Origin of the sequence: Enterobacter cloacae (assembly GCF_011078175.1) — a bacterium.
GTDB lineage: Bacteria > Pseudomonadota > Gammaproteobacteria > Enterobacterales > Enterobacteriaceae > Enterobacter > Enterobacter cloacae_Q.
On sequence record NZ_JAALCJ010000005.1, the window covers coordinates 202,828 to 225,829 of the forward strand.

Here is a 23,002-nt window from a genome sequence, read left to right on the forward strand (position 1 = left end):
CCCGCCATATCGCACGTCACGTCAGATTGCTTTTGCCATCTTCAGGTTGCACGGACTCATTTGCCAGTTAAAGACCCCTTTGCCGGTTTCGTCGAGGGTGACATTGGCAATGGCGGACGTCGTGAACATCGGTGGCGTTTCGCCCGGGCACAGCTCAGATACCAGATAGCCCACCAGGGGCAGGTGGGAAATGACCAGTGCGGAAGCGACACCTTCATTGCACAGCGCCTGAAGATAAGCACTGACAAGACCTACATCGCCACACGGCGTGAGTTCAGGGAGAACATCGACACTGGAAGGCAGGTTCATACACTCCCCTACCACATCCAGCGTCTGTTCTGCCCGCAGGAACGGACTCACCAGAACGCGTTCAATGTCCACTTTTTGACCTTTAAGCCATGTCGCCATCTGACGGGATTCGTCGCAGCCACAGACGGTTAAAGGACGTACTGAGTCACTGGCGGCATCGAGTGCCGCGTCGCCGTGACGCATGATAAAAACTTGCATATTGCACCGCTTTTGTTAACCAGAATCACCGGCGTTAACTACCCGCGATTAATGCTCTGAGGTAGAAAACCCGATGGCCGGGCATTGTGCCTGATCCATTCGGTGAATGAAACGCTGTTTTTTACCTCAATGGCGTAAGTATAGTCAATCTCTGTTTACAATTTCGCCAGAACAGGTCCATTCACCACAGGATTTACCCTTCTTTGACTTCAGTTTACGCAAACCGTTTCCCTTGCAGGCCAGAAAGTCTGACCCTGTTCTGCCATCTGCAATAATTCGTCACAAGGTGTAAACCGTGGACCGTACTGCGAGGCCAGACGTTGCAGGATCGCAACCACTTCACCCGCCCCGAGGGTATCCATATACCGGAACGGGCCGCCAAGGAATGGCGGAAAACCGATACCAAACACGGCACCGATGTCGCCGTCGCGCGCGCTTTTGATCACCTGCTCACCAAAGCAGCGCGCCGCTTCATTGAGCATCATCATCACACAGCGCTCAGCACACTGAACCGCCGACAGTTTTCCCTGACCCGTGACAGGAATAAGCGCATAAACTGAAGGGTCGACCTGTTTCTTGCTTTTACGCCCTTTCGCAGTGTAAAGATAGAAACCGCGTTCATTTTTTCTGCCTTTGCGATCGTCCTTCAAAATTGCAGAAACAACGTTTGCAGGCGGCGCAAAACGATCGCCATAAGCTGTTTCAAGCACAGGGATAATTTTAGTGCCCGTATCAATTCCTACCTCATCCAAAAGTTGGATCGGGCCGACAGGGAAACCAAACTTCACCAGGGCGTCATCCACGTGCTCAATTTTCTCCCCTTCCGTCAGCAACCGCATCGCTTCGTTAATGTAGGGTGCCAGAATGCGATTGACGTAGAAGCCGGCTTTATCGGCTACTACAATCGGGGTCTTGCCCTGTTTTTTTGCCAGCTTCACTACGGTAGCAATAGTTTGCGGGCTGGTTGTGGTATGCGGGATCACCTCCACCAGCGGCATTTTTTCGACAGGGCTGAAATAGTGCAACCCTATCACCTGCTCCGGGCGAGCGGCTTTCGCCGCAATGTCGCCAATCGGCAAAGATGAGGTGTTTGACGCGAAAATGGTGTGCGGCGCGCAGTGCTGTTCAACGTCCGCCACCATCTGCTGCTTAAGGGCCAGATCTTCGAACACGGCTTCAATCACCAGATCGCGATGCGCGAACCCACTGTAGTCGGTAGTGCCAGTGATCGTCGCGAGGGTTTTATCGCGCTCACTTGCCTTGATATGGCGGCGTTTCACTTTGCGATCAAGGTTCTGCCAGCTGTACTGCAATGCGTGGTTGATGCCCTTAGGGTTGATATCTTTGATACGTACGGGCAATTTGCCTTTGCTGGCGGTGACAAACGCGATGCCGCCGCCCATCAGCCCCCCACCCAGAACGCCAATAGCGCGTAGCGGAGCAGGTTCAGCTTCGCTGCCCGGATCTTTTTTCACCTCCGTGCTGGCAAAGAAAATACTACGCAGTGCCTGCGACTGCGGCGTCATCGCCAGTTCGCCAAACGCTTTCGCTTCCGCGGCATACCCGCTGCTGCTCCCCTGAGATAAACCGGTTTCAATCACCTCCAGAATGCGCGTCGTTGCCGGATAGTTTCCTTTGGTTTTTTGCCCGGTTTTCTTACCCACCATATTGAACAGCAGAGCGCGGCCAAGCGGCCCGGCGAGGATACGCTCGCGCACCGGAAGAGGCCGTTTCGCCTGACGACCTTTTAGCGCCCGCTCAACGGCAGCCTCAAGCAAGATTGTGTGCGGAACGACATCGTCAACCAGACCCGCCTTTAACGCCTGACGGGCGCGCAGCTGTTTACCCGTTAAAATCATTTCCAGCGCAGTACTGACGCCCACCAGACGCGGCAGGCGCTGCGTTCCACCAGAACCGGGCAGCAATCCAAGCTGAACCTCCGGCAATCCGAGCACAGTTTTCGCATCGTCGGTACAGATGCGGCTGTGGCAGGCCAGCGCCAGCTCAAGCCCGCCGCCCAGGCAGGCTCCGTGGATCGCGGCAACAACGGGTATCGACAGCGCATGGATCTCTGCCATCACCTGCTGCCCCTGACGCGCCAGATCTTCGGCTTCCTGAGCGCTTGTCGCGCGGGCGATCATGTTGATATCCGCCCCGGCAATAAAGTTGTCCGGCTTGGCCGAAATAAACACCAGACCACGAATGGCCTTGTTTTCGCGGATCTGTCTGAGCATCTCACGCACCTGAACACCGAACTCGGCTTTCAGGGTATTCATCTTTTCGTCGGGAACATCAATGGTAATAACGGCCACGTTATCGAGGCGAACAGTCAGATTAAATGCAGATATCGTTTCCATTATTCAGCCTCCAGAACCATTGCTGCACCGAGGCCGCCAGCCGCACAGGCGGTGACGAGACCAAAACCGCCGCCACGGCGTCGCAGCTCGTGCAAAGTCTGGGTTATCATTCTCGCCCCTGTAGCCGCAAACGGATGGCCGTAGGCAATGGAGCCGCCCAGTACGTTGAATTTACTCTGATCCACTTCGCCTGTGGCATGTGCGCGGCCCAGCACATCGCGGGCAAAGCGCTCGCTCGCCATAAGCTGCACGTTTGCCAGCGTCTGCGCGGCAAAGGCTTCGTGCATATCAATCAGCGTGAGATCGGCGAGGGTTAGCCCTGCGCGATCCAGCGCCAGCGGCGTGGACCAGGCCGGACCAAGCAGCATGTCCTGCCAGACATCAATGGCGGTGAAGGCGTAGCTGCGCAAATAGCCCAGCGGAGTGATGCCCAGCTCTTTCGCCCGGGATTCCGTCATCAGGATCACGGCGGCGGCACCGTCCGTCAGTGGCGTACTGTTCGCTGCGGTTACCGTACCGTGTTTACGATCAAACGCCGGGCGCAGTTTGGCGTAATCCGCCAGCGACGAGGCGCCGCGGATGTTGTTATCTTCCACCAGAGGCTCGCGGAAAGGCGGGATGTAAGCCATCATCACCTCGTCGGCAAGTTTGCCTTCCGACCAGGCCTTCGCAGCGAGCTGATGCGAGCGATGCGCCAGTGCATCCTGCTGTTCGCGGGTAATACCGTAGGTTTTTGCCATCTGCTCGGCAGTGTCGCCCATGCGCAGGCCGGTGGAGTATTCAGCAACGGCAGGTGGCACGGGCATGAGATCGCGCAGGCGTAAACGCGAGAAGAGTTTGAGCTTCGCACCGGTGGTGCGAGCTTTGTTGGCATCGACCAGAATGCGGGCCAGCTGTTTGCTGACGCCGATGGGCAGCACGGATGAAGAATCCGCGCCTCCGGCGATCCCCGCACGAATGGTCCCCGCCATCAGGCTTTCCGCCACGTTCGCTACCGCCTGAAAACTGGTGGCGCAGGCGCGGCTGACGCTGTAGGCATCGGTATGAACATTCATGCCTGTGCCCAGCACGATTTCACGCGCGATGTTGGGCGCTTCCGGCATTTGCACTACCTGGCCGAAAACCAGTTGCTCAATAACCTCTGGCGGGATCTCGCTGCGAGCCAGCATCTCCCCCACCACCATTTTTCCCAGATCGACAGCCGGTATACCGTGAAACGCTGTTGCCTGACGCGCAAACGGCGTACGTAACCCGCTGACAATGGCAATGCGATCACCGTGACGGGTGATAAGCGGTAATGCCTGACTCATAACACTCCCCTGTAAAAAATTTTGCGCGCACGTTAAGTGGTCTGACCTGATAATAGTCTTAACTATTTTTTTACATTGAGCCAATCGGGGAAGCGAAAAATTGCGAGCTAAGACACAGAGAAGAAAAAGAAAACGCCCCTGCATGTCAGGGGCGTTAAAGCGGTTTGTTGCCGGGTGACAGCGTTACGTTACCCGGCCAGCACTATCGTAGACCCGTGCAAGCGAAGCGCCGCCGGGCAAAAAGGATTAACGCAGGCCCAGCTGGAAAATCAGCGTTTCAGCTTCGCAGGCGAACACAAAGTCGATATCCAGCTGCACGCCACCGTCAACTTCCGTGAAGGTGGATTTGATTTCGCATGGATCGGATTCGACTTCGCGCGCGCGCTGGCTCAGCGCGACCAGCGTCTCTTCCGCTTCTACACGGTTAGGGAATACGCGGCTGTAAGAGGCGGTGCAATCGGTGTTGTCCATAATGGTGCCAACATCCATACAGCAGCAAACCGGGGTTTCATCAGCACTGCATTTACTCATAGCTCAATTTCCTCTGTATTCGCGCAACGCGCGAGAAAAACACGTTGCAGCTATTTTACGCCCCCTCGCGAGCCCCCTCCAGCCGTTAATGACGCAAATTCGGATAAGTGACCAATATCACACTAAAAAATGATCTAAAACAAAATTCACCTTTTCAGATGAATCGCACTGACCACAAATTTGCCAACCAGATCTCGTTTCAAGAAACATGTTTGAAAATATTAATAAACAAACTTGCAACATTCTGGCTGGTCAGACCTATACTCTCGCCACTGGTCTGATTTGTATGTCATACCTCAGACCCTACACTTCGCGCTCCTGTTACGGTATGTAACAATTATTGAATAAAAATAACTCAATGAGGTTATGGTCATGAGCCAGAAAACCCTGTTCAAACAAACTGCGTTAGCAGTTGCAGTGGCAATCGTCTCAACGTCCGCCTGGTCAGCGGGCTTCCAGTTAAACGAATTTTCTTCCTCTGGCCTTGGCCGTGCGTATTCCGGGGAAGGTGCGATTGCCGATGACGCAGGCAATGCCAGCCGCAACCCGGCGCTGATCATGATGTTTGATCGCCCAATGTTCTCCGCAGGCGCTATTTTTGTCGATCCGGGTGTGGATATCACCGGGACCTCGCCTACGGGCGCCAGCCTGAACTCTGATAACATCGCGCCTACCGCATGGGTACCTAACCTGCACTTCGTCGCGCCTATCAACGATCAGTTCGGCTGGGGTGCATCCGTCACCTCAAACTACGGTTTAGCGACCGAGTTTAATAACAACTACGCGGCCGGTGCTTACGGTGGTAAAACCGACCTCGAAACGCTCAACCTGAACCTGAGCGGTGCATACCGTCTGAACAACCACTGGAGCTTCGGCGTTGGCTTTGATGCGGTATACGCCAGAGCGAAAATCGAACGTTACGCGGGTGACCTCGGTCAGATCGTAGCGGGCTCAGGCGTTCTGCCGCCCATCCCTGGCCTTGCGCAGCAGGTTGCGGGACTGCCTGCAGATACCCAGATTGCGCACCTGAAGGGTGATGAGTGGGGCTTTGGCTGGAACGCCGGTATCCTGTACGAAATCGACAAGGATAACCGTTACGGCTTTACCTACCGCTCTGAAGTGAAAATTGACTTTGATGGCGACTACAAGAGCAGCCTGCCTTCCGCTTATAACCAGATCCTCGGCAGCTTCGGTCTGCCAATGGGCACCGATGGCCGCACCACAGGCGGTTCTCTGAGCCTGCATTTACCTGAAATGTGGGAACTGTCGGGTTATAACAAAGTGGCACCGCAGTGGGCCGTTCACTATAGCCTGACCTACACCAGCTGGAGCCAGTTCCAGGAACTTAAGGCCACCAACAGCAACGGCGATACCCTCTTCTATAAAGATGAAAGCTTCCGTGACGCGTACCGTATCGCGCTGGGGACCACTTACTATATGGATGACAACTGGACATTCCGTACCGGTATTGCCTTCGATGACAGCCCGGTACCAGCGGATAAGCGCTCTATCTCCATCCCGGATCAGGACCGCTTCTGGCTGAGCGCCGGTGCGACCTATGCCTTTAACAAAGATGCCTCTATCGATGCGGGCGTCTCTTATATGCACGGTCAGAAAGTGTCGTTCCAGGAAGGCCCGTATGAGTTCTCTTCTGAAGGTAAAGCCTGGCTGTACGGCATGAACTTCAACTACGCGTTCTAATCGCGCGCAGATCAAAAAAAGGTGAGCATTGCTCACCTTTTTTATTTATTCCGAGTCGATATCTTTTAGCTCGTTCTCGATGGCTTTCGCGTTCGGATTATCTTCCGGCTTCAGCTTACCGCCGTTGGCAATAAAGTCATGGTTCTGGAAGTAGGCTTCGCGCACCATAATGTAAGGATCGGAAGACTGGCGCAGCAGACCGTCAGAGTCCAGCAGTTGCGCACGTGTTTCAATTCCTTCTACGGTCCATTTACCAATCGACAGCGGCCAGGTCAGCCATGACAGCACCGGATACAGCGTATCCACCATGTCGCCAGCATCATCACGCACGGTAAAGCTGCCGTAGAATGGCAGGTGCACATACGGACCATAACCTACGCCATAATGTCCCAGCGTGCTGCCGAAACGGTGCGGCTGTTCACGCTGTAGTTTCGGGTTCGCCATGCCTGCGACATCAATTAAGCCGCCCATACCCAAGAGGGAGTTCAGGAAGAAGCGGGTGAAATGCACCATCCCCTGATACGGGTCGCCCTGGAGGAAGTAGTTCACCATGACCGCAGGTTCTTCCAGGTTACTGGTAAAGTTGCTCAGACCGTTACGCGCCGGCTGCGGAACGTAGTCACGCCATGCCACGGCAACCGGACGAACGAGATACGGATCCAGCACATTATAGTTAAAGCTGTACATTGAACGGTTAAATCCTTCGAGAGGATCGGAGCGTCCCGTTTGCTCGCCAGAGCTGGCGCAGCCCACAAGCATTGTAACGCCCAGCGCAAGCGCCGACAGCCGAAGCTTCATAAATTTCTCCCTGTTCAATATGGCTATCGTTGAATGCCATCTGTGGCGGAGCATGAGACGCTCCGCCCGAAACGTGCAAGTGATTGTAACAGCACGCTTACCGATGTCTATGAGGACGATGACGACCCGCTCGTGTCATCACGCTAATTTCAGCATAGCCTGTCTTTCAGAATTCGTTTCGCTGGCAATTTTATCTTGGCTTTGAAAAAGATGTCTCACCTTTATTGCCATTTACAGCAATTTAAGAGCATCCCCACGGGCAAGGCGCTAAAAGCCGCTACGCTTAAAAGAGCGATAACCCCGAAGGAGCTGTTATGAAAGACCTTAGCGAAGAGAAAATTGGCGAAAGCAATGAGGAGCTTGAGATTGAAAGTGAGGAGAAAGACCGGGGAGAAGAGATAGAAGTCGATGAAGATCGCCTGCCGTCGCGCGCCATGGCTATTCATGAGCATATTCGCCAGGACGGGGAAAAAGAGATGGAGCGCGACGCGATGGCCCTGCTGTGGTCAGCCATTGCAGCCGGCCTGTCGATGGGCGCCTCTCTGCTCGCCAAAGGGATATTTCACGTTCAGCTGGAAGGCGTACCGGGCGGTTTTTTGCTGGAGAATTTAGGCTACACGTTCGGCTTTATTATCGTCATTATGGCGCGACAGCAGCTTTTTACGGAGAATACCGTTACTGCCGTACTGCCCGTCATGCAAAATCCGACCCTCGGTAATTTCGGCTTACTGATGCGCCTGTGGAGCGTCGTGCTGCTGGGGAACCTCATCGGTACGGGCATCGCAGCCTGGGCGTTCGAATATATGCCAATATTTGATGAACCGACCCGCGACGCATTTGTAAAAATTGGCATGGATGTGATGAAAAACACGCCGGTTGAAATGTTCTCTAATGCCATTATCTCCGGCTGGATCATCGCCACTATGGTCTGGATGTTCCCCTCAGCGGGCAGCGCGAAAATCGTGGTGATTATCCTGATGACCTGGCTTATCGCACTCGCCGATACCACGCACATTGTTGTTGGAACCGTTGAAATCCTTTATCTGGTATTTAACGGCACACTCCACTGGAGCGACTTTTTCTGGCCGTTCGCCCTGCCTACCCTCGCAGGCAACATTTGTGGCGGGACCTTTATCTTTGCGCTGCTGAGCCATGCGCAAATCCGCAACGACATGTCCAACAAGCGTAAGGCCGAGCTTAAGGCTCAGGAAAAAAAGGATAAAACAGCCGAAAAATCGGCGTGAACGGTGACTCTTTGACCAGTCAGGCGGCAATGCGCTTAACGAAAAGTGTAAATAACGTTATACTCTTGCCGCTTCGTCCCCTTAGTTAAATGGATATAACGAGCCCCTCCTAAGGGCTAGTTGCAGGTTCGATTCCTGCAGGGGACACTTCTGCTCATCTTTATTCCCCTTCCTTCAGATCCACCCAGTTCTGAGCTTGCCGATTCCCACACTGTTTCCGGCTACGTTTGTCAGCGCCCTCTTCTGTGGCCTAATCCTTCATTATTTATTAAATGAGCAAAATCAACCCACTCCGCAAATGTCGCTTTTTTAATCAAAAACGAGTGATAGCTCATAATGTATAACGGTGCTACATTATGCCGCCCACCCAAGTCAGCAATGGCCAGGCAACGTCGTAAAGAACGGTAAAGCCTGCAACCATGACCTCGTCCTACGGTCTCAATGGCACGTGGTATCGCGAAGTCTGCGCTACCTTCACAGGCTTCACATAGGTTCCACTATTTTGTCTCAATCCAAATTTCAGCGGGCGTTTCTGCACCCGCGCTACTGGTTTACATGGTTCGGCCTTGGCGTACTTTGGCTGCTGGTTCAACTTCCTTATCCCGTAATCCGTTTCCTGGGCTCCAGGCTCGGCAGCGCATCGCGTCACTTCCTTAAGCGTCGTGAGTCCATTGCCCGAAAAAATCTCGAACTTTGCTTTCCGCATTACAATGCGCAGCAGCGCGAAACGCTGATTGCGGAAAACTTTAAATCTATCGGTATGGCGCTGCTTGAAACCGGTATGGCCTGGTTCTGGCCTGACGAGCGTGTCCGTAAATGGTTTGACGTGGAAGGTCTGGATAACCTGAAACGTGCCCAGATGCAAAACCGCGGCGTGATGGTTGTGGGCGTGCATTTTATGTCGCTTGAGCTGGGCGGCCGCGTTATGGGCCTTTGTCAGCCAATGATGGCAACCTATCGCCCGCATAACAGCGCGCTGATGGAATGGGTACAAACGCGGGGTCGCATGCGTTCAAATAAGGCGATGATCAGCCGTAACAATCTACGCGGTATGGTTGGCGCACTGAAAAAAGGTGAAGCCGTCTGGTTTGCACCGGATCAGGATTACGGCCCTAAAGGCAGCAGCTTTGCTCCTTTCTTTGCGGTTAAAGATGTCGCTACGACGAACGGTACCTTTGTGATTTCACGTCTCTCAGGCGCCGCCATGTTAACGGTTACCATGGTCAGAAAAGCGGATAAATCAGGCTATCGACTGCACATCTCCCCAGAGATGGCGAACTATCCTGAAGATGAGAGTGACGCCGCGACCTTTATCAATAAGGTCATTGAGTTTGAGATTATGCGCGCACCTGAGCAGTATTTATGGATGCACCGCCGCTTTAAAACGCGTCCACTGGGCGAAGCCTCGCTCTATATCTAACCCCTTCAGAGGTTAGTTTCGCTAAGAAACTAACCTTTTCAAATACCTGTAATCGCACTGCGTAACGGCTTTTTTCGACCGTCGCTCAACAGCCATTTATTGCGTACCGAAATCAAACTGTCGCCGTTCCACGACACTCGTAAGTATAGGAAATTATTTAAAAAAATGCCTCTTGTCACCCCTGAAATTTAGGCGTACATTAGCGCCGTCTGGCGACAGGAAAGCACAGAATTCAGAGATGAAGTTAGCGACGTAACGGGATAATTCCTATTTCCCCTTTCGCATGATTTCAACTCTCTATACTCAGTTGGACTCTGTTTTTTTAATGCGTACCGGAAGATACGCGGAGCGATGAAACGTGAAATATTTCTTTATGGGCATTTCGGTTATTGTTTTAGTTTGGGCCGGAACGTTTGCTCTGATGATCTAGTTAAGAAAATGCAGTCAAAAAAACAGGCGCCGATGGCGCCTGTTTTTTTAGTGTCCGTTACGACTCGGGGTGTTCCGTGACGCCTTTCGCTGTAAGCAGGCCATCCGCGCGGAACATGCTTTTAATCCCCCGCACAGCCTGACGGATACGGTCGCTGTTTTCGATCAGCGCGAAACGCACGTGCGTATCACCGTAGTCACCAAAGCCAATGCCTGGAGAGACGCAAACCTTCGCGTCCTGAAGCAGTTTTTTGGCAAATTCCAGAGACCCCATCGCTGCATACGGCTCGGGGATTTTCGCCCAGACGTACATGGAGGCTTTAGGCATTTCCACCATCCAGCCCGCTTCATGAAGCCCTTTTACCAGTACATCACGGCGACGTTTGTACTGGGCGGCAATATCAAGCACGCACTGCTGATCCCCTTCCAGCGCGGCGATGGCAGCGACCTGTAACGGCGTAAAGGTGCCATAATCATGGTAACTTTTGATGCGCGCCAGGGCGCTCACCAGCGTTTTGTTTCCCACCATAAAACCAATTCGCCAGCCCGCCATGTTGTAGCTTTTCGACAGGGTGAAAAACTCAACCGCCACATCACGTGCACCCGGCACCTGCATAATAGACGGCGCTTTCCAGCCATCATAAACGATATCGGCGTAGGCGAGATCGTGTACCACCAGCACATCGTAACGCTTAGCCAGCGCGACCACTTTTTCAAAAAATTCGAGCTCGACGCATTGTGCCGTTGGGTTTGACGGGAAACCCAGGATCATCATTTTCGGCTTCGGATAGCTTTCACGAATCGCCCGTTCCAGCTCGTTAAAGAAGTCGACGCCTTCCACCAGGGGGACAGAGCGAACCTGCGCGCCGGCAATCACCGCCCCATAAATGTGGATCGGGTAGCTCGGATTCGGCACCAGCACGGTATCACCGTGATCCAGCGTCGCCAGCATCAGGTGGGCGAGCCCCTCTTTGGAGCCAATGGTTACAATCGCTTCACTTTCAGGGTCGATATCCACCTGATAACGATCCTGATACCAGCGGGAGATCGCCCGACGTAACCGGGGAATGCCGCGTGAGGTTGAATAACCATGCGTATCAGGACGCTGAGCAACCGTACAGAGCTTCTCAACGATATGCGGCGGCGTTGGGCCGTCAGGGTTACCCATACTGAAATCAATAATGTCTTCGCCGCGCCGACGCGCAGCCATTTTCAGTTCAGCGGTGATATTGAAAACATAAGGGGGGAGACGATCGATACGCGTAAAACGGCGTTCAGGACTGAATTCAGCCATAGATTCCTCAGAGTCACGTTAGCGCCCGGACCGTCCGAGCGACGCTGCCACCCGTGTGGCGTGCTTAGAAAATAACCTGAAGAAAAAGACGCTGTCGAGAGGATTACAACAAAACAATATTTTGCGCTAAAAAGGGAATGCGATAGCAGTGAAAAGCGGAACTCTTATCGCGAACAGTTAGTTTTTAGCGCTACGATTTAACACAATGTTTTCAGTATCGTTACCTGACGTTTCTTCCCAAACGGAAAAGCACTGGCTTTCAGTCAAAAGCCAACAATCCCCTTTGAGAACTATGGTTTTTCCCCATTTGATAAATCTGATGGATAGCTGGTCATCAGGCTTCATGTTTTCTATCATAGATTTTTCCCGTTTGCCCAGGCCTGACCGTGCACGAAATCTTCAATATGCTCCTGGCGGTGTTCGACCGCGCGGCATTAATGCTGATCTGTCTTTTTTTCCTCATCCGCATCCGTTTGTTCCGCGAACTTTTGCATAAATCTGCCCATTCGCCAAAAGAGCTGCTGGCCGTCACGTTTATCTTTTCGATGTTTGCCCTGTTCAGCACCTGGTCCGGCGTGCCGGTAGAAGGCTCGCTGGTGAACGTGCGCATCATCGCCGTCATGTCGGGCGGGATCCTTTTTGGCCCCTGGGTCGGGATTATCACAGGCGTTATCGCCGGCACCCATCGATACCTGATTGATATTGGCGGCGTGACGGCAGTCCCCTGCTTTATCACCAGCATTATTGCCGGGCTGCTCTCAGGCTGGATAAACCGCAAAATCCCGAAAAAGCAGCACTGGCGTGCGGGGATTATCGCGGGGATGATCTGCGAAACGCTGACCATGATCCTGGTTATCGTCTGGGCGCCCACCGTCGCGCTGGGGCTGGATATCGTCTCGAAAATCGGTATTCCAATGATACTCGGAAGCGTTTGTATCGGTTTTATCGTGCTGCTGGTACAAAGCGTGGAGGGCGAAAAGGAGGCCAGCGCCGCGCGTCAGGCCAAGCTGGCGCTGGATATTGCCAACAAGACGCTGCCGCTTTTCCGGCACGTTAACGCCGAATCTTTACGTCAGGTTTGCGATATCATCCGCCGGGACATTCACGCCGATGCGGTCGCCATCACCAATATTGACCACGTGCTGGCTTACGTTGGCGTCGGTGAGCACAATTATCGCGACAGCGACGACACCATCAGCCCGACCACCAGACAGGCGATTAACTACGGAAAAATCATCATTAAAAACAATGATGAAGCCCATCGAACGCCAGAGATCCACTCAATGCTGGTGATCCCGCTGTGGGAAAAAGGCGTGGTCACGGGGACGCTGAAAATTTACTACTGCCATGCGCACCAAATCACCTCCTCCCTCCAGGAAATGGCGATTGGCCTGTCGCAGATCATCTCCACTCAACTCGAAGTTTCGCGTGCGGAGCAACTGCGCGAGATGGCAAATAAGGCAGAGCTGCGTGCCCTGCAAAGCAAAATCAATCCCCATTTTCTGTTTAACGCGCTCAACGCTATTTCGTCCTCTATCCGTCTGAATCCGGACACCGCCCGGCAGCTGATTTTTAATCTGTCGCGCTATCTGCGCTACAACATTGAGTTAAAAGACGACGAGCAGATCGACATCAAAAAAGAGCTGTATCAGATCAAGGATTACATCGCGATTGAACAGGCTCGCTTTGGCGATAAGCTGACGGTCATTTACGATATTGATGAAGAGGTCAACTGCGTGATCCCAAGCCTGCTGATCCAGCCTCTGGTGGAAAACGCCATTGTTCACGGTATTCAGCCGTGTAAAGGCAAAGGCGTGGTAACAATTAGCGTGACGGAAAGCGGTAACCGCGTGCGTATCGCCGTGCGCGATACCGGACACGGCATCGATCCGAAAGTCATCGAGCGCGTCAAATCAAACGAAATGCCGGGCAACAAGATCGGACTGCTGAACGTGCATCACCGGGTCAGGCTGCTGTACGGTGACGGGCTGCATATTCACCGCCTTGAGCCGGGCACCGAGATTGCTTTTTATGTTCCTAATGAGCGAACGCCCGTGAATGCCCCCATATCCTTGTTGCCGTAGGCCGGAGTAACAGATGAAAGTCATCATCGTAGAAGATGAATTTCTGGCTCAACAGGAGTTGAGCTGGCTTATCAAAACCCACAGCCAGATGGAGATTGTAGGCTGTTTTGAGGATGGTCTGGACGTGCTGAAATTTTTACAGCATAACCGGGTCGACGCGATATTCCTCGATATTAATATTCCGTCGCTGGACGGCGTCCTGCTGGCGCAAAATATCAATCAGTTCGCCCACAAGCCGTTTATTGTGTTTGTCACCGCGTGGAAAGAGCATGCCGTGGAGGCCTTCGAGCTTGAGGCGTTTGACTATATTCTTAAGCCGTACCAGGAGTCGCGTATTATCAGCATGCTGCATAAGCTGGAAGCCGCGTGGCAGCAGCAGGCATTACCCGCAAGTGCCAGCCCGGTAGCGCGGGAAAACGACACGATTAATCTGGTGAAGGACGAACGGATCATCGTCACGCCTGTCGACGATATTTACTATGCCGAAGCGCATGAAAAAATGACGTTTGTCTATACGCGGCGTGAATCCTACGTTATGGCGATGAACATCACTGAATTCTGCAATAAACTCCCGGCCGCCCGCTTCTTCCGCTGCCACCGCTCGTTCTGCGTCAACCTGAACAAGATCCGCGAAATCGAACCCTGGTTTAACAACACCTATATTTTGCGGCTGAAGGATCTGGATTTTCAGGTGCCGGTAAGCCGCAGCAGAGTGAAAGAGTTCCGCCAGCTCATGCACCTGTAGCGCGTTCCCTCTCCCGCAGGAGAGGGGAATGAGGTCAGAGGATCTGACCAAGTACCTGACGCAGATGCGCGCCGGACCCCAGTAAGCCTGGGTTGTCGTGGACAATCAGGTAAACAGGAATGTCCTGGACATAGCTCCTGAAGCGGCCTTTGTCTTCGAAGCCACCACGGAAGCCGGAGGCGGTAAAGAAATCGAGGAAGCGCGGCACGATCCCGCCCGCAATATAGACCCCACCAAAGGTGCCAAGGTTCAGCGCCAGGTTGCCGCCGAAACGCCCCATGATGACGCAGAACAGCGACAGCGCACGGCGGCAGTCAATACAGCTGTCGGCCAGCGCGCGTTCGGTCACATCTTTAGGTTGCAGATTTTCCGGCAGACGACCGTCTGATTTCACAATCGCCCGATACAAGTTCACCAGACCCGGACCAGAAAGCACGCGCTCGGCAGACACGTGGCCAATCTCGGCGCGTAGCTCCTCAAGAATAATGCCCTCTTCTTCGCTGTTCGGCGCAAAATCCACGTGACCGCCTTCGCCCGGCAGGCTGACCCAGCGTTTGTCGACGTGGACCAGGTGCGCCACCCCCAGACCGGTTCCGGCACCGTAAACGGCAATCGGTTTGCCTTCAACCGGAGCTGTGCCGCCGAACTGAATCAGATGCTCTGGTTTAAGCATCGGAATAGCCATGGAAACCGCAGTGAAATCGTTGATAATTTCAAGGTGCGAGAAGCCGAGGTTTTTCCGCATTTCGGCAATTGAGAAGGCCCACGTGTGGTTGGTCATCGCCACCCAGTCGCCGGTGATCGGACAGGCGATGGCGATACAACCGTCTTCCACGCTCACTTTCTGCTCTTCCAGATAGACGCGAACCACCGCTTCCAGGCTTGGGTAATCCAGCCCTGAATAGGTTTTCGCCTGAGAAATTTCACCGCTGTTCACATCGCACAGGGCAAGGCGCGCGTTGGTGCCGCCTACATCACCTACCAAAGCATACTTTGTCATTCTTCTACTGCTCCGCTAAAGTCAGAATAAATCTTTGGGACACTGTAAATTCAAGGCGTGATAACAACAACGACCAGAAGGTGACTGCCCATGGATTATCGATCTTCGTCACATAATAACTTTACCGTTTCAGCCCCTTTTGCACTATGGCCACAATGCTGATTGTGCAAAGTAACGTTAAGCCGTTTTGTACAAGGAAATCATCATGCTCCATCCCCGAGCCAGAACCATGCTGTTATTGGCTGTCCCGGCGCTGATTATTGGCGTGGCGTCGAGCCTGGTGCTCATCGTCGTCATGAAAGTGGCTGCGGTGCTGCAAACGATTTTGTGGACCGCGCTTCCGGTAAAACTCGGTATCAGCCTTGACTCGCCGGGCTGGATCATGATGATGCTGACCCTGACCGGGATTGCCGTAGGGCTGGTTATCCGCTACACCCCCGGTCATGCCGGACCGGACCCGGCACTGGAACCCTTGATTGGCGCACCTGTCTCTCCCTCTGCTCTGCCGGGGCTTATTATCGCGCTGATTATCGGTCTTGCGGGCGGCGTGAGCCTCGGGCCTGAACATCCCATTATGGCGGTTAATATCGCGCTTGCAGTCTTTCTGGGGGCGCGTCTTTTCCCGCGCGTTGGCGCGCTGGACTGGACGATCCTCGCGTCAGCAGGCACCATTGGGGCGCTGTTTGGCACACCCGTCGCGGCTGCGCTCATTTTTTCGCAAACCCTCAGCAGCGATCATGAGGTGCCGCTGTGGGATAAACTTTTCGCGCCGCTAATGGCTGCCGCTGCGGGAGCCCTCACCACCAGCCTGTTTTTCCATCCCCATTTTTCACTCCCCATTCCCCACTACGGCCAGATGCAACTCACCGATATTTTCAGCGGCGCCGTCGTCGTCGCGATCGCCATTGCGCTGGGGATGGTCGCGGTGTGGTGTCTCCCTCGCCTGCATCGCCTGATGCACAGGCTGAAGCATCCGGTGCTGATTCTTGGCATGGGTGGTTTTATTCTGGGCGTTTTAGGCGCCATCGGCGGGACGGTTACGCTGTTTAAGGGTCTGGACGAGATGCAGCAGCTGGCCTTCAGCCAGGTCTTTAGCGTCTCCGATTATCTGCTGTTCGCGCTGGTAAAACTGGCGGCGCTGGTGGTCGCGGCGGCCTGTGGTTTTCGGGGAGGTCGTATCTTCCCGGCGGTATTTGTTGGCGTCGCGCTGGGGCTGATGCTGCATGAGCACGTTGACGCTGTCCCTGCGGCGATTACCATCTCCTGTTCCATTCTGGGGCTGGTACTGGTGGTCACGCGCGATGCGTGGCTGAGCCTGTTTATGGCGGCTGTTGTCGTGCCGGATACCACGCTTCTGCCGCTGCTCTGTATCGTGATGTTGCCCGCCTGGCTCATGCTGGCGGGCAAACCGATGCTGATGGGATGGCGAAACGACAGGTAATCAGGCGTTATTGCGCGCCTCCAGCGCTTTGGTCAGCGCGCTCAACAGCGGCGGAATATCGGCTTTCGGCAGCATCACCTCGATCAGCGAAAGCCGCTCATGGTGTGCCACTTTATCCAGCACCTCCGCCAGCGCTTCCGCTTCGTTGACCTGCCAGCACTCTGCCTGAGGCGCCAGGCTCAGCGCCTGCGGGATCTGCGTCCAGTTCCAGAGGGCAATATCGTTATAGCGCTGCTCCGGCCCGTGGATGGCCCTTTCCACCGTGTATCCTTCGTTGTTAAGCACCAGAATAATCGGGCGCTGCTTGTCGCGCAGCATCGATCCCAGCTCCTGAATGGTCAACTGCGCGGCGCCGTCACCCGTCAGGACAATCACGCGTCGGTTCGGACACGCCGTTTGCGCGCCAAACGCCGCCGCCAGCGTGTAGCCAATCGATCCCCACAGCGGCTGGACGATAAAGTTCACGTCCGCCGGTAAACGCAGATCGATAGCGCCAAAAGCAGACGTCCCCTGGTCAGCCAGAATAATGTCCCCGGGGCGGATAAACGTTTGCAGGGTACGCCAGAAGCTCTCCTGCGTCAGCGCCCCTTCGATAGTCGGGAACGAAAAGCCGCTGTGATCCAATGGCGCTCGCGTATCACGAACATAGGTTTTACACAGCGCTGACAGCGTTTCAATGGCCTCCCTCATTGGGATACCCGTAAACCAGACGTCACCGACGCGTGACGCGTGGGGCTGAACCTCTATCGTCTGGTCTGGCGTCAGCTGGTGGGTAAATCCGGCAGTGAGCGTATCGGTAAAGCGCGTGCCAATGCACAGCACCGTATCAGCCCCCTCGATTGCCTTTTTGACCGGCGCAGCACTCGCCGATCCGCTGTAGGTGCCATAAAAACCGCTCTGTCGTTCGTCAAAAATGCCCTTGCCCATCAGCATGGTGGCGTGTGCCATCGGCACCTCTTTCACCCACGTCTGAAGGGCCGCGCGCAGACCATGGCGGAGTACGAGGAAGTCCGCTAACAGCGCGGTGCGTTTGCTCGTGGACAAGCGCTTTTCGGCAGCCTCACGGAACGCCTGCAAGCAGGCTGAATCGGCCGGTGCGGGGTTAACGGTGAGAGCGCTTACAGGGGGGGTAGCGGCCTTTTTTGCCACATCCGCGGGCAGCATCAGGTAGCCCGGACGGCGCTCCCGCAGCATAGTGGTCAGGACTCTGTCAATTTCATAGCAGGCGTTTTGTTCGGTAAGCACCGCCTGTGCAACGGTGATGGGTTCGCTCATATGATAGAAATGGCGGAACTCGCCGTCGCCCAGCGTATGGTGCAATAACTCTCCTCGCTGCTGCGCCGCCATACCCGGCGCTCCAACAATATGAAGCACGGGAACATGTTCGGCAAAGCTGCCCGCCACACCGTTCATGGCGCTTAACTCTCCAACGCCGAATGTCGTCAGGAGCGCGGCAAAGCCCTTACAGCGGGCGTAGCCGTCTGCGGCGTAAGACGCGTTCAGTTCATTGGCACAGCCCACCCAGCAGATGTCCGGGCTGTCGATCACATGGTCGAGAAATTGCAGGTTATAGTCGCCCGGCACGCCAAACAGATGATCGGCACCACAATCTGTTAGTCGGTCCAGCAGGTAATCGGCGACGCAATAGGGGGTACGCATATTATAAGTGTCCTTCTGACGTTGACCTCACTCTGAGTATTAAATAAGCGTGAAGCGTGTCCAGAATTGACGACAATGAGGGTCTGGAAAGAATGCTTTACGAAAAAAGCTGAGCTATGCTCACTTTTTTCAGGTCAGTGTAAACGTATACACTGACCTTTCTTTCCAGCGCCAGAGGTCTCGCCAATGGGTTATCAGCCTGACAAAAATCGTTATCAGACAATGCAATATCGCCGCTGTGGGCACAGCGGTCTCAAGCTTCCCGCTATCTCGCTGGGGCTATGGCACAATTTTGGTGACGCGACGCTGCTCGAAAATAGCCGTCAACTTTTACAGCGCGCTTTCGATTTGGGTATTACGCATTTTGACCTTGCCAATAATTACGGCCCGCCTCCTGGTTCGGCAGAACGTAATTTCGGGCGCATTTTGCAGGAAGATTTCCTTCCCTGGCGCGATGAGCTGATCATCTCCACCAAAGCGGGCTACACCATGTGGGACGGGCCTTACGGCGACTGGGGCTCCCGTAAATATCTGATTTCCAGCCTGGATCAAAGCCTCAAGCGTATGGGACTGGAGTACGTTGATATTTTCTATCACCACCGCCCCGATCCACAAACGCCGCTTCGTGAAACCATGAAAGCGCTTGACCATGTGGTCCGTCAGGGCAAAGCGCTGTACATCGGTCTGTCCAACTACCCGGCAGAAGTGGCACGGCAGGCGATTGAGATACTCGAGGATTTGGGCACACCCTGTCTCATCCACCAGCCGAAGTACTCCATGTTTGAACGTGCGCCAGAAGAGGGTTTGCTGGACGTGTTGCAGCAAAAAGGGGTGGGATGCATCCCCTTCTCCCCGCTGGCAGGTGGACAGTTGACCGATCGCTATCTGAACGGCATCCCGGCGGATTCTCGCGCAGCAAGCGGCAGTAAGTTTCTGAATCCGGAGCAGATCACCGACAAAAACCTGGAAAAGGTGCGCAAGCTGAATACGCTGGCGGAAAAACGGGGGCAAAAACTTTCGCAAATGGCGCTGGCCTGGATCCTGCGCCACGATGCGGTGACATCCGTGCTCATCGGCGCAAGCAAAACCGGGCAAATAGATGATGCAGCGGGCATGCTTAAATATTGTCGGTTCTCCGCAGAGGAGCTGAAGACGATAGACGCGATCCTGTCCAGCTCAAATTGACATCACTTTTAGCAAAAAGTGCTCTCACCCATGATTTAGGAGTTGAGGCGATGAAACGAATGTTTACCAACTCGTAAAATTGCGTTAACAGGTCGCACAGCGGCCCCGATCGTGAAGGAGAAGAGTATGTTCAGGTCACTGATTCTTGCAGCGGTATTACTGGCTTCGGCCCCGCTGGTTGCCACTGCGGGCGAAATCACCCTGTTGCCATCGATTAAATTACAAATTGGCGATCGTGATGACTACGGCAGATACTGGGACGGTGGCTACTGGCGCGACCGTGACTACTGGCACCGCCATTATGAATGGCGTCAAAACCGCTGGTGGAAACACGATAACGGCTATCACCGTGGCTGGGATAAGCGTAAGGCTTACGAACGCGGCTACCGCGAAGGCTGGAACGATCGTGACGACCGCCGTGGCGGCTGGGGTCATGGTAAAGGCAGAGGCCACGGTCACGGCCATCATCATTAACAACAAAAAGGAGCCTTCCGGCTCCTTTTTCTTTTACAGGCCTGCGGCTGTGCCTATCAGCAACCACAAGTTTAACGCCACCACCACGACCACAATGGCCCAACCGGCGCGCTTCACCCACGTTGAATTTACCAGATCGCCCATCAGCGATTTGTTGCTGGTGAAGATCAGCAGCGGCACCAGCGCCAGCGCAATTCCGAAACTCAGCAGCACCTGACTCATCACCAGAATGCGGGTCGGATCCAGCCCCATCAGGATCACAATAAAGGAAGGCAGCATGGTTACCGAGCGGCGGACCCACAGCGGAATATGGAAACGTACGAACCCCTGCATCACCACCTGCCCGGCCAGCGTCCCCACAACCGTAGACGAGAGACCGGCAGCAACCAGACTTAAACCGAAAATAGTGGCAGCGGCATGGCTCAGCAGCGGCTCCAGCGTCAGGTAAGCCTGGTCGAGATCGGCAACCCCCGTATGCCCGTTAAAATGGAACGCAGCGGCGGCGGTCGCCATCATCGCCAGGTTCACAAATCCGGCAATGGTCATCGCGATCGCCACATCCCATTTTGAGGCGGAGTAGCGCTCTTTACTCGTCCCGCCATGCAGATTCTGGGTTAATGAAGAGTGCAGATAAATGACGTGCGGCATAATGGTCGCCCCCAGCACCCCGGCAGCCAGAAAAACGGCTTCAGAAGTGGGTAACGACGGGATCACCATCCCTTTCGTCAACTGCGCCAGATTCGGCTGGGAGAAAATCAGCTCAACAATATAGGCGGCAGCGACGAACAGCAGCAGGCCGCCGATGACTTTCTCCAGCGGTTTTTGTCCCCGCCGCTGGAGCATCAGAATCAGGAAAGTGGCGATACCGGTCAGCACCGCCCCCTGAAGCAGGGAGACGCCCAGGATAAGCTTAAAGCCGATTGCCGCCCCGATAAATTCGGCGAGATCGGTAGCCATGGCGATAATTTCCGCCTGAACCCAGTAAAACCACACTGCCGGTCGCGGATAGCGATCGCGGATTTGCTCCGCCAGGTTTTTCCCGGTGGCAATACCCAGCTTCGCGGAGAGCATCTGAATCAGCATCGCCATCAGATTGGCCCATACCACAACCCACAGCAGTTTATAGCCGAAACTGGCTCCGGCCTGAATATTGGTCGCAAAATTACCCGGATCGATGTAGCCAATCGCGGCAATGAATGCAGGTCCCATTAATGCGAACCGCAGCTTGCGTGCCGCTCTGCCGCTGCTACTCTCTACGCGACTATTCGTCATTTCTGCCTCTGGAAATATAGCCTGTGCTATGTTTTATGCTACCAAAATGAGAATGCTTATCAAGTTCATTTGTAATGGTTAACATGATTTCTCTGATAGCCAGGAACGATAGACAGGCAGGTGGAGCAAGGTCACAGAATGTGAAAATGCGCGGACATTTGTGAAGCGTAGCACACAAACTTAACTTTTCACTCATTTACCTAACATAACAAAAATGTCTTGTTGATCACTATTTTTGAGACTCGTCACAGGATGTAACTATAGTGTGGGCTTGATCTCGTTTTCTTTGTGCTTGTTACATAGAATGTGCACGGAAATTAAACCTGCCTCATATTTGGAGCAAATATGGACCGCGTCCTTCATTTTGTCCTGGCACTCGTTGTCGTTACTGCACTTGCATTGCTGGTCAGCACAGACCGCAAAAAAATTCGTATTCGCTATGTTGTCCAACTGCTGGTCATTGAAGTTTTACTTGCGTGGTTCTTCCTGAACTCCAACGTAGGCCTCGGCTTCGTGAAAGGCTTCTCCGAAATGTTCGAAAAACTGCTCGGATTTGCCAACGAAGGGACAAACTTCGTTTTTGGCAGCATGAACGATCAGGGTCTGGCCTTCTTCTTCCTGAAAGTACTCTGCCCTATCGTCTTCATCTCTGCCCTGATCGGTATCCTCCAGCACATCCGCGTTTTGCCGGTGGTTATCCGTGCGATCGGCTTCCTGTTATCGAAAGTTAACGGCATGGGCAAGCTGGAATCCTTTAACGCAGTCAGCTCCCTGATCCTGGGTCAGTCTGAGAACTTCATTGCGTATAAAGATATCCTCGGCAAGATGTCCCGTAACCGCATGTACACCATGGCGGCGACCGCTATGTCTACCGTTTCCATGTCAATCGTGGGCGCGTATATGACCATGCTGGAACCAAAATATGTGGTTGCGGCGCTGGTTCTGAACATGTTCAGCACCTTTATCGTTCTTTCGCTGATTAACCCATACCGTGTTGATGCCAGCGAAGAGAACATTCAGATGTCAAACCTGCATGAAGGACAGAGCTTCTTTGAAATGCTGGGTGAATACATTCTGGCGGGTTTCAAGGTTGCGATTATTGTGGCCGCGATGCTGATTGGCTTTATCGCGCTGATCGCTGCGCTGAACGCCCTGTTTGCGGCCGTACTCGGTATCTCCTTCCAGGGGATCCTGGGCTACATCTTCTACCCGGTCGCGTGGGTGATGGGTGTGCCCGCTCACGAAGCGTTGCAGGTGGGCAGTATCATGGCAACGAAACTGGTTTCCAATGAGTTCGTGGCGATGATGGATCTCCAGAAGATTGCCAGCACACTCTCCCCGCGTGCGGAAGGGATCCTGTCCGTCTTCCTGGTCTCCTTCGCGAACTTCTCTTCGATCGGTATTATTGCTGGCGCAATTAAAGGCCTCAACGAAGAGCAAGGTAACGTCGTTTCTCGCTTTGGCCTGAAGCTGGTTTACGGTTCAACGCTGGTGAGCGTCCTGTCTGCTTCTATCGCAGCACTGGTTCTGTAATTCATACCGCGAAAAAAC

20 protein-coding genes and 1 tRNA gene are annotated in these 23,002 nt (G+C 54.0%); 11 read left to right on the forward strand and 10 right to left on the reverse strand.

The genetic code is table 11. From position 1 onward, the window contains the following. Positions 1-21: 21 nt before the first annotated feature. The 4 genes from sixA to G6Q29_RS12935 all read right to left on the reverse strand — a co-directional run bounded on the left by sixA (position 22) and on the right by G6Q29_RS12935 (position 4,705). A complete protein-coding gene (gene sixA / locus G6Q29_RS12920) occupies positions 22-507 on the reverse strand; it encodes a phosphohistidine phosphatase SixA (RefSeq protein WP_003861375.1) in 486 nt (161 codons plus the stop codon). Between the two features lie 209 nt (positions 508-716). Next, entirely contained in the window at positions 717-2,864 is a 2,148-nt protein-coding gene (gene fadJ / locus G6Q29_RS12925; RefSeq protein WP_165465907.1) for a fatty acid oxidation complex subunit alpha FadJ, read from the reverse strand. Next, positions 2,864-4,174: an acetyl-CoA C-acyltransferase FadI gene (fadI, locus tag G6Q29_RS12930; protein ID WP_165465908.1), complete on the reverse strand. Its 1,311-nt coding sequence runs from the start codon at positions 4,172-4,174 to the stop codon at positions 2,864-2,866. The genes fadJ and fadI overlap by 1 nt, the downstream gene beginning before the upstream one ends. 246 nt (positions 4,175-4,420) lie before the next feature. Next, on the reverse strand, positions 4,421-4,705 hold the full coding sequence (locus G6Q29_RS12935) for a YfcZ/YiiS family protein (protein WP_165465910.1): 285 nt from the start codon (positions 4,703-4,705) through the stop codon (positions 4,421-4,423). A 372-nt stretch (positions 4,706-5,077) separates the two neighbouring features. Here G6Q29_RS12935 and fadL point away from each other — a divergent pair, with 372 nt between their 5' ends. Continuing rightward, positions 5,078-6,406 carry a long-chain fatty acid transporter FadL gene (fadL, locus tag G6Q29_RS12940; RefSeq protein ID WP_165465911.1) on the forward strand — a complete coding sequence of 443 codons (1,329 nt, stop codon included), beginning with the start codon at positions 5,078-5,080 and terminating at the stop codon, positions 6,404-6,406. Between the two features lie 45 nt (positions 6,407-6,451). Here fadL and mlaA read toward each other — a convergent pair whose 3' ends face one another. After that, positions 6,452-7,204, reverse strand: coding sequence for a phospholipid-binding lipoprotein MlaA (gene mlaA / locus G6Q29_RS12945; RefSeq protein ID WP_165465913.1), 753 nt, complete (start codon positions 7,202-7,204; stop codon positions 6,452-6,454). Positions 7,205-7,518: 314 nt separating this feature from the next. Between mlaA and G6Q29_RS12950 the strand changes: the two genes are divergently transcribed. The 4 genes from G6Q29_RS12950 to ypdK all read left to right on the forward strand — a co-directional run bounded on the left by G6Q29_RS12950 (position 7,519) and on the right by ypdK (position 10,298). Continuing rightward, a complete protein-coding gene (locus tag G6Q29_RS12950; RefSeq protein ID WP_165465914.1) occupies positions 7,519-8,448 on the forward strand; it encodes a formate/nitrite transporter family protein in 930 nt (309 codons plus the stop codon). 75 nt (positions 8,449-8,523) lie between these two features. After that, positions 8,524-8,595: transfer RNA gene (locus G6Q29_RS12955), tRNA-Arg, on the forward strand. Between the two features lie 352 nt (positions 8,596-8,947). Further along, positions 8,948-9,868 carry a kdo(2)-lipid IV(A) palmitoleoyltransferase gene (lpxP, locus tag G6Q29_RS12960; protein ID WP_207309795.1) on the forward strand — a complete coding sequence of 307 codons (921 nt, stop codon included), beginning with the start codon at positions 8,948-8,950 and terminating at the stop codon, positions 9,866-9,868. 358 nt (positions 9,869-10,226) lie between these two features. After that, positions 10,227-10,298, forward strand: coding sequence for a membrane protein YpdK (ypdK, locus tag G6Q29_RS12965; protein WP_099458937.1), 72 nt, complete (start codon positions 10,227-10,229; stop codon positions 10,296-10,298). A 57-nt stretch (positions 10,299-10,355) separates the two neighbouring features. On the opposite strand, the gene alaC is transcribed toward ypdK, so the two are convergent. Both alaC and G6Q29_RS12975 read right to left on the reverse strand, forming a co-directional pair. Further along, positions 10,356-11,591 (reverse strand): alanine transaminase, encoded by a 1,236-nt coding sequence (gene alaC, locus G6Q29_RS12970; RefSeq protein WP_165465918.1) that lies wholly within the window; start codon positions 11,589-11,591, stop codon positions 10,356-10,358. Between the two features lie 177 nt (positions 11,592-11,768). Next, positions 11,769-11,948 (reverse strand): hypothetical protein, encoded by a 180-nt coding sequence (locus G6Q29_RS12975; RefSeq protein WP_165465773.1) that lies wholly within the window; start codon positions 11,946-11,948, stop codon positions 11,769-11,771. Between the two features lie 29 nt (positions 11,949-11,977). On the opposite strand from G6Q29_RS12975, the gene G6Q29_RS12980 reads away from it, so the two are divergent. After that, positions 11,978-13,675: a LytS/YhcK type 5TM receptor domain-containing protein gene (locus G6Q29_RS12980; protein WP_165465920.1), complete on the forward strand. Its 1,698-nt coding sequence runs from the start codon at positions 11,978-11,980 to the stop codon at positions 13,673-13,675. Between the two features lie 13 nt (positions 13,676-13,688). Beyond that, on the forward strand, positions 13,689-14,420 hold the full coding sequence (locus tag G6Q29_RS12985; RefSeq protein WP_165465922.1) for a LytR/AlgR family response regulator transcription factor: 732 nt from the start codon (positions 13,689-13,691) through the stop codon (positions 14,418-14,420). Between the two features lie 34 nt (positions 14,421-14,454). Here G6Q29_RS12985 and glk read toward each other — a convergent pair whose 3' ends face one another. After that, positions 14,455-15,420 carry a glucokinase gene (gene glk / locus G6Q29_RS12990; protein WP_165465923.1) on the reverse strand — a complete coding sequence of 322 codons (966 nt, stop codon included), beginning with the start codon at positions 15,418-15,420 and terminating at the stop codon, positions 14,455-14,457. Positions 15,421-15,625: 205 nt separating this feature from the next. On the opposite strand from glk, the gene G6Q29_RS12995 reads away from it, so the two are divergent. Next, positions 15,626-16,861 (forward strand): ion channel protein, encoded by a 1,236-nt coding sequence (locus G6Q29_RS12995; RefSeq protein WP_165465924.1) that lies wholly within the window; start codon positions 15,626-15,628, stop codon positions 16,859-16,861. On the opposite strand, the gene ipdC is transcribed toward G6Q29_RS12995, so the two are convergent. Continuing rightward, positions 16,862-18,520, reverse strand: coding sequence for an indolepyruvate decarboxylase (gene ipdC, locus G6Q29_RS13000; RefSeq protein ID WP_165465925.1), 1,659 nt, complete (start codon positions 18,518-18,520; stop codon positions 16,862-16,864). A 186-nt stretch (positions 18,521-18,706) separates the two neighbouring features. Here ipdC and mgrA point away from each other — a divergent pair, with 186 nt between their 5' ends. Further along, positions 18,707-19,705, forward strand: coding sequence for an L-glyceraldehyde 3-phosphate reductase (mgrA, locus tag G6Q29_RS13005; RefSeq protein WP_165465926.1), 999 nt, complete (start codon positions 18,707-18,709; stop codon positions 19,703-19,705). Between the two features lie 126 nt (positions 19,706-19,831). After that, complete coding sequence (locus G6Q29_RS13010) at positions 19,832-20,179, forward strand: DUF2502 domain-containing protein (protein ID WP_165465927.1); 348 nt, start codon at positions 19,832-19,834, stop codon at positions 20,177-20,179. 33 nt (positions 20,180-20,212) lie between these two features. Here G6Q29_RS13010 and G6Q29_RS13015 read toward each other — a convergent pair whose 3' ends face one another. Next, positions 20,213-21,451, reverse strand: coding sequence for an Nramp family divalent metal transporter (locus tag G6Q29_RS13015; RefSeq protein WP_165465928.1), 1,239 nt, complete (start codon positions 21,449-21,451; stop codon positions 20,213-20,215). A gap of 345 nt (positions 21,452-21,796) precedes the next feature. Between G6Q29_RS13015 and nupC the strand changes: the two genes are divergently transcribed. After that, a complete protein-coding gene (nupC, locus tag G6Q29_RS13020) occupies positions 21,797-22,984 on the forward strand; it encodes a nucleoside permease NupC (protein WP_003861341.1) in 1,188 nt (395 codons plus the stop codon). Positions 22,985-23,002: the final 18 nt, after the last annotated feature.

Excerpts from the sequence above, each read along its gene's own strand:
- sixA (WP_003861375.1), bottom strand. The coding sequence starts at position 507 with ATGCAAGTTTTTATCATGCGTCACGGCGACGCGGCACTCGATGCCGCC.
- fadJ (WP_165465907.1), bottom strand. The coding sequence starts at position 2,864 with ATGGAAACGATATCTGCATTTAATCTGACTGTTCGCCTCGATAACGTG.
- fadI (WP_165465908.1), bottom strand. The coding sequence starts at position 4,174 with ATGAGTCAGGCATTACCGCTTATCACCCGTCACGGTGATCGCATTGCC.
- G6Q29_RS12935 (WP_165465910.1), bottom strand. The coding sequence starts at position 4,705 with ATGAGTAAATGCAGTGCTGATGAAACCCCGGTTTGCTGCTGTATGGAT.
- fadL (WP_165465911.1), top strand. The coding sequence starts at position 5,078 with ATGAGCCAGAAAACCCTGTTCAAACAAACTGCGTTAGCAGTTGCAGTG.
- mlaA (WP_165465913.1), bottom strand. The coding sequence starts at position 7,204 with ATGAAGCTTCGGCTGTCGGCGCTTGCGCTGGGCGTTACAATGCTTGTG.
- G6Q29_RS12950 (WP_165465914.1), top strand. The coding sequence starts at position 7,519 with ATGAAAGACCTTAGCGAAGAGAAAATTGGCGAAAGCAATGAGGAGCTT.
- alaC (WP_165465918.1), bottom strand. The coding sequence starts at position 11,591 with ATGGCTGAATTCAGTCCTGAACGCCGTTTTACGCGTATCGATCGTCTC.
- G6Q29_RS12975 (WP_165465773.1), bottom strand. The coding sequence starts at position 11,948 with ATGATAGAAAACATGAAGCCTGATGACCAGCTATCCATCAGATTTATC.
- G6Q29_RS12985 (WP_165465922.1), top strand. The coding sequence starts at position 13,689 with ATGAAAGTCATCATCGTAGAAGATGAATTTCTGGCTCAACAGGAGTTG.
- glk (WP_165465923.1), bottom strand. The coding sequence starts at position 15,420 with ATGACAAAGTATGCTTTGGTAGGTGATGTAGGCGGCACCAACGCGCGC.
- G6Q29_RS12995 (WP_165465924.1), top strand. The coding sequence starts at position 15,626 with ATGCTCCATCCCCGAGCCAGAACCATGCTGTTATTGGCTGTCCCGGCG.
- ipdC (WP_165465925.1), bottom strand. The coding sequence starts at position 18,520 with ATGCGTACCCCCTATTGCGTCGCCGATTACCTGCTGGACCGACTAACA.
- mgrA (WP_165465926.1), top strand. The coding sequence starts at position 18,707 with ATGGGTTATCAGCCTGACAAAAATCGTTATCAGACAATGCAATATCGC.
- G6Q29_RS13010 (WP_165465927.1), top strand. The coding sequence starts at position 19,832 with ATGTTCAGGTCACTGATTCTTGCAGCGGTATTACTGGCTTCGGCCCCG.
- G6Q29_RS13015 (WP_165465928.1), bottom strand. The coding sequence starts at position 21,451 with ATGACGAATAGTCGCGTAGAGAGTAGCAGCGGCAGAGCGGCACGCAAG.
- nupC (WP_003861341.1), top strand. The coding sequence starts at position 21,797 with ATGGACCGCGTCCTTCATTTTGTCCTGGCACTCGTTGTCGTTACTGCA.